The following is a 15394-nucleotide window of genomic DNA, read 5'->3' as shown; positions in this document are numbered from 1 at the left end:
CCCCGCTCGAGTCCTCCAGGGCCTGGCAGGATCCGAGCGGGTTTGAGTTGGCCAGGTGCAGTCAGGGACTGAGACCAGGGCGCGGAGCACGATTGATACCCAAGACATGCTCGTTGTATTTCGCATAGTCCATAGCGTGGCGTCCCGTCTGGATACTGACGCTTTCCGGGATAATGCCGCTGCAATTGAAACAGGCAATGAAAGGTTTCGGTTCGTCCACGCCGGTTATTTTGTGGGTGAACAGTTGCGTGTTCGACAGCTTCATTTCAGCTTGACCCGGGTAGAGCGCAACGACCGAGTTGATCAGGCGGACTTCTCCGTGCGCCCCTGGCCCGCCCGTGAGCGTGGGAATGATGTTGTCGGATTTCTCGATGTGCGTGGCGATGAGGTTCTGGGTGTATTGCTGAAGTTCATGGACGTCCTCGACAGTCCTGCTCAGCGTCGGGTCGCTCTTTAACTCGTCAAGGTCCAGTTCGATTTTATGGATCGGATCGTTTTTCGTCGCGCTGTATCGTTCGGCCAGGTCGGCCAGGTATTCATGGGTATTGCCAATCCTGTAGCTGCCGAACTTCAGGTAGAAACTTTCGCTTTGGGCGGTGCCGCCATACGTCTTGTCTACGCCACGGTATCCCTCCGGGCCGGATTTAGGCCCGGTGAGGTTGTAGAATTCGTTGAGGCCCACCCCCGCGACTAAGCCATAGGAGTGAACGACCAGCTCCTTGCGTTTGGTTTTGCTGAAACTGGGGCTGGCGTCGGGGTCTGGAGGGCCCTCCTGATGAGCCCCGGCACGTTTGTTGGCTTGTTTCGTCGGTGGCGGCTGCATCATTTTCAGGGAACGGGCGTGGCCATCAGCCTCCATCCATTGGATGACATCCTCCTTCATCCACCCTTGGCGGTCGACGAACCGGAGGGGGTTGTTTCCCACCATGGCATACAGGTTCAAGCCGTCGACCGCTCCCGCCGGGTCGGGGCTGATCCAGCGTTGCAACCACGGCGCGTAGTACCGCTGCCCGTAGTAATACAGGCCACTGGCATCGCGTTCCTTGCCGCAGTAACGAAGGGTCCGGTAGTTGGCTTCCACGGCCGAGCGGGAGGCCTGCCAGGCGGTTGCGCCGTAGGGCAGGTAGCTTTCCTGGCTGATCAGGCCGCCCTGGTCGTCGAGTTCCAGTGAGCTGGAGCCCAGGTGGTCGCCAAGGCCATAGCGTATCGGGTTGGCGGCGATACCGGACGGTCGGCCTTCGGTCCAGTGCAGGTAGCGCACGTTGTAGCGACCGGCTTGCAGGGTGATGACTTCCAGGCGTTCGTTATCGCGCGTGCGAATTTCGAGGCCCGGCAGGTAACGGACTTCCCGGGTGTGAACCCGTGTTGCGCCCAGGGTTGTCTGGAGCTTGCGTACTCGTTGACCGCCGCTGTCGTAGCGATAGCGCTCGATGTCATCGGCAGCGTTTTCACGCCGCACCAACACCACGCCGTCGAGTTGGTTGCGCAGGTTCCACGTCAGCGCCTGGCCCGGGGAAAGCGTCTGCTGGTTGCCGTTGGCATCGAAGTCCACTGCCACGTCGGGCGTCGAGTGGCCTTTGTTCCAGGCGCGCAGGCGATTGCTCGCGGCGGCCACGTTCAGGGTCCGGGTGTAGTGGTTGCCGTCGCGACGATGGCGCAATTCGATCAGGTTGCCGCCGGCGTCGTACTCGTAGTGTTCGGTGAAGTTGAACAGCTGATTCGGGTCGATGGGTGTGTTGCCGAGGGCAGGAAGGTCTGGGGGGCTGGTCAATCCGGCAGCCTCGCGGCCCGTCGCGCTGATCAATTGGTAAAGACTGTCGTAGGTGAATGTGCTGGCGGCTTCGACCCGCTGGTTACTGCCGAACTGCACCGGTTGGGCCTTGTCCTCGAGATGCGTCACGTTGCCCACCGGGTCGTAGGTGTAGCGCAGATCCTGCAAGGTGCTGGCCGCCCGCGACGTGCGCAGGGCGTTCAGTCTACCATTGGCCGGATCGTACACGGCGCGACTGACGACCCCGTTGCCGGCCGTCTGGGACTCGAGCTGGCCGGACGCGTTATAGACCAGATCGCTCATGATGACTTTTTCGGTTGCCGTGTTGCTTATCTGCAGGCCCACGGACTTGAGCTGACCGGCGATATCGAACGAGTAGCGCTGCTGGTGTTGGGCGGCATCGGTCTGCTGGATGATCCCGGCGAGGGCATCGTAGCGCCAGCTCGTGGTGTAGCCGCTCCCCTGTTCCAGCAAGCGATCGCGGTCTATCTCCTGCGCCGGCCAGTCCAGGCGTTCGGCGGTGGCCAGCAGGTGCCTGGTCTGGCTGAGAGGTTTGGCGCAAAGCCCATAGTCATGGATCAGCAGGGTGCCGGCGCTGTCATCGTGACGGATCAGCGCACCGCACTGGTTATGCACCGCAGACTCCGGCGAATTGTCGCCGTAGTGCCGGCATTCGACCCTGCGCGACACGTCGCCGGCCGCTTGCTCATGGACGGCCGTCATGCGCAGTTGCGTGTCGTAGGTGGTTCGCCAATAGGTGCCTCGCTGATCCCAGCAGTGCGATAGCTGTCCGGCATCGCCAGGCAGGTACAGGCGCCAACCAGCATCGATACTGTCGAGCAACAGCGTCTTGCCGGACAAGCTGAAGACCGTCCGCAAGTTCGCTCCGCCGGTCGCCATAGCAAACAGTCGGGGATCACGCTGCGCCACCGCTCGTCCCGCCGCGTCATAGTCTTGCTGGACAATGCGCGCCTGGGAGGGGGCCTGGGCGTCGCGCCGGTAGTAAGCGATTTGCCGCACGGGCAGGCCACGACCGTCGAGGGCATTGATCGTGGGCGTCTTGTGATGAAGGCGTGGGTTCATGCGCCACCTCCTGCCGTGGCGGCGTGTTCGGACAGGACTTCCTGCAGCGTGTCATTCTCGTCCTCGTCCACGGTGTACCAGGGGTGACGTGTATGCCGACGCATGTAGGCGAGGCCATTTTGCCCGGCGAGCAACACGTGGCTGGGGCGTCCGAGTGGGTCGTAGAAGTGTTGGTCGAAATGCCCGGACTGGCGCAAGGACGCATCGTTGATGTGGCTGTGCCGGTCGGCGAAATATGGGCGGTAGATACGCACCGCCAGGCCCTTGCTGTTGTATTCCACCCGTTCGCTGACACGCCAGCGCCTGGCTGCGATCTGCTCCTTGGGCTTTCCATCCGTCAGTGTCAGGTCGCCCTTGGCGTCGACGACGTAAGCCTGGCCCGGTTCGACGAGTTGCTTGCTTTGCAGGGTTCGCCCGAAGCCATCGAAGCCACTGACGGCGATGCGGATTTGTCTTCGGGGGTCATCCGGGAAGCGGTCGGCGACCAGCGTGGCGATGTGTATCGGTTCACGGGGCGCGGCTGCGATTTCGTGTTTCAGCTTGAGGTCGTCGGCGGAGGGTGTCTGAAGCTCCGCCAGGCGTGCTCGAGCCGATGCGCGGATATGGCCGCTGGGCAGCAGGTCGCCGTTACCCACGCAACGTGCCAGCCAGTCGGTGTCCGCCCGGGCAACCTTCGATACACGCCCCATCCAACTGAAGGGCGCGTAATAGAAGGTCGAGGCGGCGTCTTGCAGGGCCTCCCTGCTTTGCCTGATGGCAGTCGCGGGGCTGCTGAACGGTGGCCGTTTGAACTGTGCGAGCGGCTTGAAACCTACGGGTGTGTGGTGCTCGTCCCCATGAAAAGAGGTGGCCAATACTTGGCCGAACGCATCGAACAGACCTTCTTGTACGTTACCGTTGGGGTCGATGATGCGCAGGGGCTGCAGTGAACGGTAATCGTAGAACACCTGGGTGGTGCAGCCGTCGGGCAGTTTGAAGGTGGTGACAAGACAAGCGTACGGGTCATGGCCTATCTCGTATACGCCTTGGCTTTTGCTCGGTTGTACGGTCCTGGTTTTGTAGAAGCCCGCTAATGGCGCGTACGTCGTGAAAGCGCTTTTGACTGACCAGAGTTTTTTCTCCGGCGCGGTGTCGAGCAGGAAATCGCTCATTCGGTGATAACCCATTCGCTCCAATAGTTTTCCTTTGGGCCGGCTGTCCTGTGGCAGTAATTGGAACGCGCCCAGGGCGTTTTCATCCAGTTCGGCGCTTTCCAGATGGTCGACCAGGGCCTGAAAATCCGCGACGCCGTCCGGCAGGGTCGCTGCGCTCGACGCGTGTCTGTAGCGCTGCACGGATAAGCCGGTCAGCACGCCTTGGGTTTTCCAGGTTGTTTGTTTCGTGAGTTCGCTGAGCATTTCGAAAGACAGGTCCCGAGGGGTCAACCCCTCGTCTTCAGGGCGCTTGGGTCGTTGCAACGCCTGGGTGCGCTGGCGATAAGGCAGGCCGAGTCGCCATTGCTGGGGCGTCTGCAGATGGATGAATTCGGCACGGGTTTCGTTCAGGTAGTAGAGCTGCTGCGCCGGGTCATGCGCGTCGCGCCACCACTGTTGCGGGTCGGCGTCGCTGAACGGTGGTGTATCGCTGGCGGTTTTTCGTCGGGCGTAATGGATGTCCACGCTGTGGGTCAGCGCGCCGTACCGGTCGTGTTGCAGGTTCAGGGTGTGCCGGCATTGCGGGTCATCGGTAATGCCTTCGTACTGGTAGCGGATGGACTCCAGCAGCAGGGGCAACATTCGGGCCTGCTGGCGAACGCTGTCGGGCGCTTGCAGCAGGCGCAGCCCATAACGGTTTTCCTCCACCGAATACAGACGGGTGGTTTTCAACTGTCTGTCGATGCCGAAGACCTCGCTGCGCAATACCCGGCCACACAGGGCGCGGGACATTTCCTGTTCGGTCGCCGCATCTGGCGAGGCAATGATGCGATCCTGCAACGACTCTGGCGGCTGGTGGCACAGCAAGGTCTTGCCCAGCGGCACGGCTTGCTTGTCTGCCCGGCTATAGCCATTGCGTGGCAGGTTCACCCTTCGCCCGGTATGAAACCAGGTCTTTTTCAGGCATGTGGTGGTGAAGGGCTGGACGTCGGTGTCGCCGGGACTCGCTTCAGTGTCGGTTTGCAGCAACAGGCCAAAGCCCCGAAACTCACGTTCGATGCCGTCGTAATACCCCTGCCGATAAGAGAATGCCTGGGTCAGTCGATTGCCGGTTATTTCATCCACTTGGGTCTGAGCGCAAACCAGGTGCAGGGCCAAGGGCAAGCGACAGGTGAGGGGCTTGCCGGCCGTCATCCGCTGCAGTTTTTCATCCAGCCACTCCTGGGCCGAGCTGCGGTAGCGGATGCGCTGGTCGGCGCCCATGTTGTTGTGGATGCCGGTGAGCAGGTACGGTTTGGCGCTGACGAAGTCGTAGCGCCAATGCCGCGGCGTCATGTGCGGCGCGCTCAGGATCAGGCTGGAACAACCAAGCCCTTGCAGGTCGGCGATGCTGACCTGGCACAGAGGATCGTAGCGCAGGCCCTCCGGCCAGGGCAGGGCGACCGCAGGGCTGAAACCATGGCCGCAGCGGTTCATGAAAATCAACGCCTGGTCCGCTTGTAGATAGATCAGGTCGACAGCGCCGGAACCATCCAGGTCCGCCAGGCGGATACGCGCGGCGTCGAAGCTGTCGTAGGCCAGCCCGGGGAAGTCCAGCACCCTGGCGTTGCCGAAACGCCCACGGCCGAGGTTGGGCCAGCACTTCACTTCGTTGTGACGAATGCGCACCAAATGCTGTTGGCCGCTGCCCAGTACATCGCTGAAAGCCACCAGTTCGCCGGCTGAGGCGCTGAATAAGGGCAGGGCGTCTTCGTTTTCCTCGCGAGGGACTTCCACAGGAGGCGAGAAGCCGTGCTCCCGCTGGTTGGCGTACAGGCGAACGCTGCGCGGGCCGATCACCGCCAGGTCGCCGAGCCCGGCACCTATCAGGTCGGCCAACTGCCCCTGGGGGCTGAAAAACTCTGGCGCAAGTGCGTTGAACGTGGCGAAGCCCGACCAGTGCCGATTGGCATTGAGGGAAAAGAAACCGCTCACTTGCGGCTGGGCGACGAGCCAGTCCAAGCGACCGTCACCCGTGAGGTCACTCAGGGCCTGGTGCACCGGTGTGGCCGTGTCGGTCGCCGGGATGTGGGGCAGCGTTCGCCACGGTCCGTAGGCCACGTCGTTACCTTGGGTACTGGCCCGCACGGGCTCGCGGTAATGCCAGCCGTTGTCGGTTCGATGGAGCACCCCCGGCAGGCCTTCGCCGTACAGGTCCACCAGTTGATAGGCATGGCCGTCGTTGAGCCCCGGCATGTCCTGGAAACGCCGCCAGGCGCGGGGCTCAGGCGCAAGCTGGAAGGCGCTGTAGCTGAATTCGACGGGCGGTCGGCTTTCGGCGGCTTCACCTTCTCCGAACGCCTGGTCATGGGCGGCGCTAAGGAGCGGGTAACCCAGAGATGTCTGGTGATAATCCAGCAGCAGGCGCCGCACCAGGACGGGGGCGGTGCCCAACTCCTCGGGAAAGCGGTGAAACATCAGGACCTGGCGACACAGCCGTTCGGTGCGCAACTCAAAACCGTAGGCGAAGCTGGAAAATGCATCGCCACGGGCTTGCCACTGCTGGCCCTCATAAGACGGTTTTCCTGCGTAGGCGGTGGTCCGTTCGCCGTAGTCGAACACCAGTTCGAAGTACCATTGCACGTTCGCGAGCCGATCCATGGTCCACCCGTAAAGGTGTGCATCGGCCTCGAAATTGCCATAGCTGACCTGGCTCAAATAGCGTTGGGCGGTGGTGTCTGTCTTGTATTGGTAGAGGATGTGCTCACCGTGGGCGTTCAGGCTCTCCTCCAGCAGCCATTCGCCGATACGGCTCGTGTCCTGGGGATCGGCGCGCCGTGCTGTGGGGTGTTTGCCAAACAGGTGGAGGCTGCCGTCGGCACTGTGTACCAGCCAGAAACCGGCCTTATCGTCTTGCGAGGACCAATGCTCAATTCGGTCGAAGTGGCTTTCGATCCTTGGAAAGTATTGGGTGACGGTATAGCGCGTGCCCAGGTCCAGATCGTTGTAGTGGTCGATGTGGGTGGCGACGATGACGTCTTGTGAATCGCGCTCGGCTAGCCACGCCACCCCACTGGGGCCGACGAACTCGTCATCTTCGGTATACGCCGGTACACCCTTGCTGGTGCGTCGCGTCACGCTGGGCAATGACAGCCCCCAGCCGATGCCGAACACGCCGTTGCCGAGCGAGCTGAGATAGCTCAGGGTCAAGGGCGGCGCAAAGCCACGCCCTGGCGAAATGGGCAGGGCAATCTCATAGGAGGCCGTACCGTGGGCGCCGACGGGGCTCGATCCTTTGCCGATGCTTTGGATGGCGCCGCCCCCCTTGGGCAGGGACGGTGCGGTGACAGGTAGCGGGGCGTGTTCATTCATTGCACACCTCCACCAACCCTGGCGGTATAGCTCACGTGCACGATGACGTCGGTCAGCGACTCCAGCAGGTCTTTTTGGGCCTCGGGGTTCGGGAAGGTCAGCTGCCACTTGGAAATCGCGCCGGTGTATTCGAACGGCAGGTAGCGATCATCGTTGAAGTTCAGGGTGAACAGACCGTTGTCGTCGACACCCGTCGAAAGGGCGATCTGCTGGTTGGCGCGCCAGCTCTCCATGGCTCCTCCTTGATCGTCCGGCGACAGGAACACGGTGCTGGCGGTCTGGGTCAGCGTGGCTCGAATGTTTTCATAGGGCCCGACGACGGTGGGCAGGGTCACGCTTATGGTTTTGATGCGCCGCAGGTAATGTCGCTGGCCCTTGTAGTCGTCTTCGAACAATTGATGGGTCAGCTCGAACTCGCATCCGCCCTGTTTCAGGTCGGCGTGCAACTGCGCCCACTCCTTGTTGAGAGAGCTGGCAGCGGTTTTGCCCTTGAGTTGTCGCAAGGATATTGTCTTGCGGATCTCCAGCTCCCGCTCGTGACGTTGCAGGTACCCGGCGTGCATCTTCAACAGGTTCATCTTCAGCCGCTCGCCAGCGCCAAGCCCGCGATAGGTCGCATGCCAGGCGCCAGGTTGAATGACGCGGGTGTCGAAGTCGGCGATTTCATACTGCCAACAGGCTTCGGCGGCCAGGCATAGGCTCAATGTCGCGTCGTAGGCCTGGCGATACAGTGCGACCAACTGGCTGTTCAGCCATTGATACAGTTGTGCCTTGGTAAAGCGTTTGCTGAGGAAGTCGTAGTGGGCCCTGGCTTGGCCCAGGGTCGATTCGGCAAGCCGCAATTGCAGGCGAGTGGCGGTTTCCTGCTCGGTGAATTGCGCCAGTTGTGCGTCGATCTGGGCCAGTTCGAGTTGTGCCTGGTCACGAATCAAGGTCCATTCTTCTCCGCGACGATTGAACTGTGCCGTGCGATCGAGATGAGCCGCCGCGGTACGATCGTCGATAGCGGCGCCTTGGGCGAGTGCGGTAGCCGCGTGCATGGCACCTTCCCAGCGAATGCCGCCATTGCTGAAACCAAAGATGTTCGGAGCCATCATCAGGCCGCCGGCCGTGACCTGGGCGTCCGATGCCGAGAGCTCGGAGGCACCGCTGTTCAAGTACAACTGGCAGGCCAGGGTCTCGGCGCCACTGATACCGTTGTCCAGCAATTGTTGGTAGTGATTGATCCGGCCCTGGACAATCGCCTTGCTGGCCAGCAAGGCCTGGCGATTGCGCTGATCGATGATCAAGGCCTGGCGTTGCAGGTCGACGGAGATTTTTGCCAGGTCCCAGGCTTGCTGTTGTTGCAGCTCCTGCAACTGGGCCTGTTCCTTGCGCTCGATCAGCGACAGCAGCAGGGTGCCGAAATGGCTGAGGCTTTCCACGGCGTTCTGGGCATGGCTGTGCATGACGGTGAAACGATAGTGGGGCATGGTGACGCTCGGCAGGCCTGTCGACGGGCTGTCCGAGAGACTCAGGGCATTGGCGCTGGAGAGGGCGCGCGGGTCCAGCGGTGCCGCGATGATCGGCAAATGCAGCGGCTTGCCGGTCATGTCGAGGTTATGCCGCAGGTTGTACAGGCGACTTTCCGCCAGGTCCCAGCACTTGAGCAGTTGCGGATTGAAGGGCAAATGCAAGTACGGGCTGTCGATCGCCGGCAGGGTCAGCCGCGAGCTGCCTTCGCGAAGGGCCAGTGTGTGATTACCGGTCAAGCCGGTCACGGCGTATTCGAAGGTGCGCAGGCTGTCATCGGCGGTGTCGCTCAGTGCTTTCAAGCTGATGGCAGTCCAGGGATCCGCCGGTTGGACGACGGGGCGTGGACCCAGCAGGTCCAGCACGCGCACGTACCAAAGCTTTGCCTCGCTGAGCCCATCAGGGGTCATCTCGCGGTACGCGGCATCGCCTCGGTTGATCAGGATGTCGAGGTACAGGAAGTACAGGGCCTTGCGAAAGTGCACGGGATGACTGAGGGCGATCTGGTGCGGATCATGGGGCGCCTGATGCGAATACGATGGCATGCTGTTGTCGATCAGCGGCACGCTCCGCCAAAAGGCCTTCCTGTCGCGACCCGGGTCGAAGGTATAGCGCAGCCAGTGCTCGGCCTCCTCGTGGTGCTGTTCGGCATTCAAACGATGGGCGACCAGCCAGGGTAGATAGAGGAACAACTCGGTGAAGTAACGGCCATAGGCGCCATGGAAATCCATGCCGTTGGCCAAGTCACCGGGCATCGCGGGTTCCTGCAGGTGTTGCGTCGTCCAGTCGAACAGTTCATCCAGACTGTTTTCGGTACGGCGGATCAGTTCGGTGGCGAATACCGTGTTCAATCGGATTGGCGGGCGAAGTCGGCTGGAGGCGTCACTGGTTTCGATATCGGACTTGGCGAAGTCGATGAACTGGGTGGTTCCCAGGCCGGGTGTCGTGATGTGGGTAATAGTCGGAGGTTGCTGGCGCTTTAAAGGGAGCTTCAGCGTAATAGCCTTGAGGACGGAATAGAGCTTCGTTGCCGGTTCGAGGGGATGGACGAACGCCACCCCGAGAAGAAGGGTGGTGCCGTCGTGACCGGGATCGTTACCGGGCCACTCGAAATCGAAGGACTGCGGCAGGTGCTCTGCGGGTGTGGACTCGGCCACGACGGTCAGGTCTTCGTAGGTCAGGGGCCGGTCCGCTAAGGTGGGTGGTTGCCGGAAGACGACATATTGCCTGTCCAGCGGTTCATCGCAGGAAACGGCGAGGTGCCCCACGTCAAAAGGTTTGGCGTGCTCCGCTTGCAGGGTAATGGTTTCCGAGCCGGTGGTGGAGGAGCTTCCATTCCTGCGTCGGCTCACCTCGATCATTCGCCTTACGGCATCCGTGGAAACGAATTTACCTTCAAGGCTGGTATGGCCGGATAGCGTGATGGCGGGCGAGTGTTCACTGTCTCTCAGTATGTCAGGCGTGTGCCTGAAGGACAGCGTGAAGCTTCGGTCGAGAGAGACCGGGGGGGAGATGAGATAAAAGCCCGAACCTCCAAGAAGCTTCATATAGGGGGTTCGCGGCAGGCTTTTGCCAGGGAATATCAAACTCAATTGGAGGTGAGGTTCAAAACTGGAGGAGTTGTTCATGCTCACGCGCATTCTGTCGCGCTGCAGGTATCGCCCGGAATCTACGCTGATGGTGCCGATGTTTGCCGTCATGTGCAGCGTGAGCCTGGTCCCGTGCCTGGTGTAGCGGAGTTTGATCCGATCGCGATGGGCGCGTCCGAAATCCGACATGGTAGGGGGCATGTCGCTGGGCGGGATGGCTTCCACGAGTTCGAGGTCTGTGGAGGTTTTGGCTTGGATGCGCTGGATGGCAGCGTCCAGGAATGCTTTCTCGGCGGTAGGGTCCGCCGAGCTGAGCGGTTCAAGGCTGAGGTGCTTGTCGATGCAAGTCGTTCTGTTGAAGACGAGGTTGTTGTCGGTGGTGACGCCTGACGCTGCCAGGGATTTATAACCATACAAGGCAAGAAACAGGACGTCTTGCGAACCATTGCTGTGCTGTACCGCAACGGTGCGTATCAATGCCTTGATCGTGTTCACGTCCTTGCTGCCAAGCACCTCATCCTCGCAATAGCCTTGCAACGCCACCCGCGGAGCGCTCCAGTTGCCGTCCCGTTTCTTGAAGCAGTAGCTCAAGCGCAAGAGGGGGTGAGTTTTGCCCGATGACGTGGTGGTGGCCTGCGAAGGGGCGCTGCTTGAAGCGGAGGGATCCTGGTGGATGCATTCGGCCCACGTCACGAACAGGCGATTGTTGAACCAAACCGGTCGGATCGTCTGTTCGGCGGCGCTCTCGGGAATCGGCACATCGGCTTTTTCCCAGTCCGACCAGGCGCATGGATCCGTCTGATCCTGCTTGGGTGTTTTGGCTGGCGGTGATAGGGGCGTGCCATCCAGTGGGCGTTGTGCCATGTTCAGTGAACGCCAGAAGTAGCTGTTTTCGGAGCGGGATTTGGCAATGAAGTAATAGGTGCTGTTGGCAAAGTCCGAGCCGTCGATGTAGCCGTTGAGAATGTTCAGGTTGGCGACTTCTTCGAAGCGAGTCAGGTAGGCCATGACCGCCGTTTGAACGGCATCGGGTTGAATCTGGTTCTGGCTGAGCTCGTTTTCCAGTTGCCGGAAATTCTCGCTTTTGTTGGCCCTCAGGGCGGGGTCGAGATAAGTCGCGGGGAAGTACAGCAATTTTTGATGGGCGGCCCAGATGGGGTACTGATGCATCTCATTGCGCCATGTTTTCAAACGCTCAGCGCCGATACTGGCCGGATCGTAACCGGGCTCCAGATTCATCATGATGCGATTGATGTACTGCTGCAGGCTGGCAATGGCGCAGGCCACGGGCGTGGTGGGCACGTCCTGGCTGACCAGCACATCGAGCAGCCAGTATTCGTAGAGGTCCCGGGCTGTCTTGAGCTGGCGGGTTTTCGTCGTGGCCTGGTCGGGCGCGACCTTGTTCAGGTAAAACGCCAGCAGGGCATCGCGCAGGTTTTCATCGAGCTGCTTTTTCAGGGCAACGGTCATATTCGATCCTTGAATATTGAAGTGGGGTGGTCAATGGCTGGCCGCGATCAGCGCTTCGCCGACGGTTTTCCAATCCGAAGCAGGGCTTTGGGGGGGCAGTGTGGTTGCCTTGAGCAGCAGCTCTGCCGACAACCCTGTGCTGACGCAGCACGCCTGGCAGCGCATGACCCAGTCCAGCGCTTCCATTGACGTCGCACGTCGCGGTTCCAATTGCGCCGTGAGGCGTTGCACTTCTTCGCTGTTCCAGTTCAGAAGGCTGGCCAGCAGGCTGTTGGCTTCTTTTTCCGCCTGTTGGCCGTTCTGGTTGGCGACATGCAGGTAGTGCAGCAGGTTTTCTTCGGACTGCGCCTGGTGACGGGCGCAATGACTGAAGCGCTCGAGCAGATACAGCGTCTGGGGCGTGAGGGCTCTGGAAGTGTTCGAGGCCAGCCATGTCGGGTTTTCCATCAAGGCGTTCAGCGTGCTGCTGCCCAGGTGCAGATGCTGGCAAGCCTCGGCGGTGCGAAGTACTTTTGCCAGCGCCTGCGGCATGATGTCCGGGGCAGCCTTGATGGCCGCGACAAGCGCCTCGGTATCGGTGCCGGCCATTTGCATCACGTGAGGGACGAGCTCGGTGGAAAGATCGGCCATGTCATGCAGCAGGGTTTCAATCAGGTGCTGAGGGTCGTGCTCGGCGTTGGTGTCCGCTCGAAGTTTCGCCAGGCGTTGTTTCAGGTTCTGGCTCAGCGGCAAGCCCGCTTCTGGTTCAGCGAACAGACGACACCACTGCAGCACATCGAGACCGTTTTGCCTGAGCCAGTCGACGGCCCAATCCAGGGCCATCAGCACGTCGAGAATGTCGGGCGTCGAGGATGCCGGGGGAGACAGTCGTCCGGTCGCCAGTGCCTTGCCGTAATCGTCCCCTCCCAATAGTCGGGCCAGCTCGGTGCACTCCAGCGGCGATAGGCCCAGCATCCGGGCGATGCGGGCCTGGCGGTAGAGGGATGAAACCGTGGGCAGGTCGTGTTCCAACCCCGGCAGGTATTGTTCGCTCTGTTGCGCAAGCAATAGCAACGCGTCCTGGGTCATGGGCAATCCGAGGCCGGCACTCAAGTAGCTGAAGGTTTGCTGGTCGGTGACAGCCAGTCGCTTCTTGGGGTATTGCCACACGGGGTTTTCAAGCAAGCGGGTGCGATTGAACACCTGATCGAACAACGGGACTCGTTCCCCGCAGGCTTCAACCGGCATGTCGTGCAGCAAAGAAGCAAACTCTTCCGGCGCGATGCCATGACGTTGGTTCAGGTACCGGTAGACGCCAAGGGTGCGCAACGTGTTGGCACTGAGCGTGTCGCTCCCCTCGGATCGCAGGGCGTTGATGATCAGTGTGTCCAGTTCGGCCACGGGGATACCGGTCCAGCGATGCAGGCGGATCATGCGCTGGAGACGGTCGAAACGTTCATCGGAATAGTGCAGGAAGACGCGCGACGCCCCTTGGGTTTCGATGCGCAGGGCGTCCGTCCGCTCCGACCCGTTGATATAGCTGGCGCCATAAACGCTCTGCGTGGCGTCCGGGCTGTTGATCGAGCTGCGAGGGCTGTAGCGGCCTTGCGCCAGGAATTGTTCCACCTGGTCCGTCGTCAGCCCGGTGCGTTCCTGGAAAAAATCGAGCTGACCCAGGCGTGTGATGTCCTGGGTGCCATAGCTTTTCTTCAGCGCGTCAGGCTTGGTGCTTGAAACGCTTGGCGCGAGCAGCAGGTTCTGTTGTTCCGGGCTGAGTCCGGACAACAGCTTTTGGGCATCGACATGAGATGTCGTGACGCGCCCGTACGTCGAGGGGCCTGGTGAAAATGGCAATTGCAGGCTGATCCGATAATTCAGCTCGCCCAGCGCGGGTTTGCCTGCGCCCAGCCCGAGCAGACACTGGTGATGGTGCAGGTCGTAGGGCAACGAGAAGGGATAGTGCTCGCTGGCCAGCACCTGCTGGACGGTCTCGTTCCTGCCGGTACTGGCCAGGTGCGCCGCGATGTTGCTGCGCAGGGTGTCGTTGATGATCTCGAGCATCGGGCACGTGGCGAAGGCGCTCTTTCGATCGAGCATCAGCTTGCCGAGGTCCGGCCGTCGCTCCTCCAGGGTCATCCTGGCGGCTTGCAATGAGGCCGGTAGCTGCTCCAATTGCCGGGCGAACAGATAAAGGGCTCGCAGATACGCCACGGGTGAGTCGATGGCGGCGATGTCGCCTTCATGGCAGAACTGATCCCAATTTTCTTCAAAGAGTGCCTGATAGCCGGAGGACGCTGGCGTTGAATCCGAATCCGGGCTGTACCGGAAGCTTGGCTGGGTGTCCTTTCTGGGTGATACGCGGTGCTCCTGGTACAGGCGGCTGATTTGTCCGGCATAACTCACCGCGCTGTCATACACCCGGCCGGCATCCGCGTCGCTGTGCTTGGCGAGTTCGAGGGCGAACTGCGTTTTGCCCATGCGCACGATGTCGAACACCGACGTCACACCCATGTGCTGCAGGGCTGTTCTGAATTTGGTTTCTGAAGTTTTGTTGCCGGCAGGGAAGGCGACGAGCCGGTGCAACAGCGAGTCGTTGCTAACGTCCATGTGGGTCTATCTCCTGTTCGAACGGAATGTGCGTTTCGGGAGAAAACCGTACAGGAGCACGCAGAAAAAAACGGTAGGACAGCAGGGGAAGATGTGTACGAAAGGGCGATGCGTGGGGCGGTTTTTAATTACGGTGGCCCTAGGGGCGGGTGAGTGGCCGCTAGACAAGTTGAGCGCTTTAAACTAGCTTGCAATCAATGATTTCATTGATTGCAGGTGTTTCATGGCCAGCCTCACTATTCGAAACCTGGACGATCAGATAAAGGAACAACTGCGTATCGCGGCAGCCTATAACGGCCACTCCATGGAGGAAGAGGCCCGGCTGATTTTAGGGCGTGCCTTGGCAAGGGTGAGTCCTGAAGGTGGATTGGGGAGTCGCATCCGAAACAGATTCAGTGCCCTGGGCGGTGTGGAACTGGACCTGCCTGCGCGTGACGAAAAGGCCAATGCGGCGGATTTATCTGAATGATAGTGCTCGATACCAACGTGATTTCAGAGTTCATGCGTGCAGAGCCGAACGCCAGGGTCCTGGCCTGGGTTGATTTGCAACCTGCAATGGAACTGGTCATTTGCGCTGTTACCGTGGCGGAAATTCTTCATGGTGTCGCCCGGCTGCCTTCCGGCAAGCGCAAGCAAAAGCTTGAAGCCCATGCAATGGCAATGTTCGAAGAGGATTTTGCTGGCAGGATCCTGCCTTTCGATGCCCATGCGGCGGTTGAGTACGTGACCCTCGTTGCGTCATGCGAGGCCAAGGGGAGGACGGCCGGCATGGCTGATGCGCAGATTGCCGCTATTTGCCGTACTCACGGGGCGCTGATTGCAACTCGCAATACCCGAGACTTTGAGTGCTCAGGGGTTGACGTCATCAACCCCTGGAACGCTTGAAGGGGGCTTCATCC

At 60.8% G+C, this 15394-nt stretch carries 6 protein-coding genes; 2 read left to right on the top strand and 4 right to left on the bottom strand.

Features of this window, described 5'->3' with window-relative positions:
• Positions 1-61: 61 nt before the first annotated feature.
• Genes BLO80_RS14965 through BLO80_RS14950 form a run of 4 tightly spaced genes read right to left on the bottom strand, consistent with a single transcriptional unit; the run spans position 62 to position 14495 of the window.
• Positions 62-2854 carry an RHS repeat-associated core domain-containing protein gene (locus tag BLO80_RS14965; RefSeq protein ID WP_092328701.1) on the bottom strand — a complete coding sequence of 931 codons (2793 nt, stop codon included), beginning with the start codon at positions 2852-2854 and terminating at the stop codon, positions 62-64.
• Entirely contained in the window at positions 2851-7338 is a 4488-nt protein-coding gene (locus BLO80_RS14960; protein WP_092328698.1) for a SpvB/TcaC N-terminal domain-containing protein, read from the bottom strand. The genes BLO80_RS14965 and BLO80_RS14960 overlap by 4 nt, the downstream gene beginning before the upstream one ends.
• Positions 7335-11909, bottom strand: a complete 4575-nt coding sequence (locus tag BLO80_RS14955; protein WP_092328696.1) for a Tc toxin subunit A-related protein — start codon at positions 11907-11909, stop codon at positions 7335-7337. Before BLO80_RS14955 ends, BLO80_RS14960 begins: the two co-directional genes overlap by 4 nt.
• Positions 11910-11939: 30 nt before the next feature.
• Positions 11940-14495 carry a Tc toxin subunit A gene (locus tag BLO80_RS14950; RefSeq protein WP_092328693.1) on the bottom strand — a complete coding sequence of 852 codons (2556 nt, stop codon included), beginning with the start codon at positions 14493-14495 and terminating at the stop codon, positions 11940-11942.
• 223 nt (positions 14496-14718) lie between these two features.
• Between BLO80_RS14950 and BLO80_RS14945 the strand changes: the two genes are divergently transcribed.
• On the top strand, positions 14719-14964 hold the full coding sequence (locus BLO80_RS14945; RefSeq protein ID WP_092328691.1) for a FitA-like ribbon-helix-helix domain-containing protein: 246 nt from the start codon (positions 14719-14721) through the stop codon (positions 14962-14964).
• Positions 14961-15380 carry a type II toxin-antitoxin system VapC family toxin gene (locus BLO80_RS14940; protein WP_092328688.1) on the top strand — a complete coding sequence of 140 codons (420 nt, stop codon included), beginning with the start codon at positions 14961-14963 and terminating at the stop codon, positions 15378-15380. Before BLO80_RS14945 ends, BLO80_RS14940 begins: the two co-directional genes overlap by 4 nt.
• Positions 15381-15394: the final 14 nt, after the last annotated feature.

Origin of the sequence: Pseudomonas sp. NFACC56-3 (assembly GCF_900100025.1) — a bacterium.
In the GTDB taxonomy this organism is placed as follows: Bacteria; Pseudomonadota; Gammaproteobacteria; order Pseudomonadales; family Pseudomonadaceae; genus Aquipseudomonas; species Aquipseudomonas fluorescens_AA.
This window is presented reverse-complemented; position numbering and strand designations above follow the sequence as displayed.

Excerpts from the sequence above, each read along its gene's own strand:
- BLO80_RS14965 (WP_092328701.1), bottom strand. The coding sequence starts at position 2,854 with ATGAACCCACGCCTTCATCACAAGACGCCCACGATCAATGCCCTCGAC.
- BLO80_RS14960 (WP_092328698.1), bottom strand. The coding sequence starts at position 7,338 with ATGAATGAACACGCCCCGCTACCTGTCACCGCACCGTCCCTGCCCAAG.
- BLO80_RS14955 (WP_092328696.1), bottom strand. The coding sequence starts at position 11,909 with ATGACCGTTGCCCTGAAAAAGCAGCTCGATGAAAACCTGCGCGATGCC.
- BLO80_RS14950 (WP_092328693.1), bottom strand. The coding sequence starts at position 14,495 with ATGGACGTTAGCAACGACTCGCTGTTGCACCGGCTCGTCGCCTTCCCT.
- BLO80_RS14945 (WP_092328691.1), top strand. The coding sequence starts at position 14,719 with ATGGCCAGCCTCACTATTCGAAACCTGGACGATCAGATAAAGGAACAA.
- BLO80_RS14940 (WP_092328688.1), top strand. The coding sequence starts at position 14,961 with ATGATAGTGCTCGATACCAACGTGATTTCAGAGTTCATGCGTGCAGAG.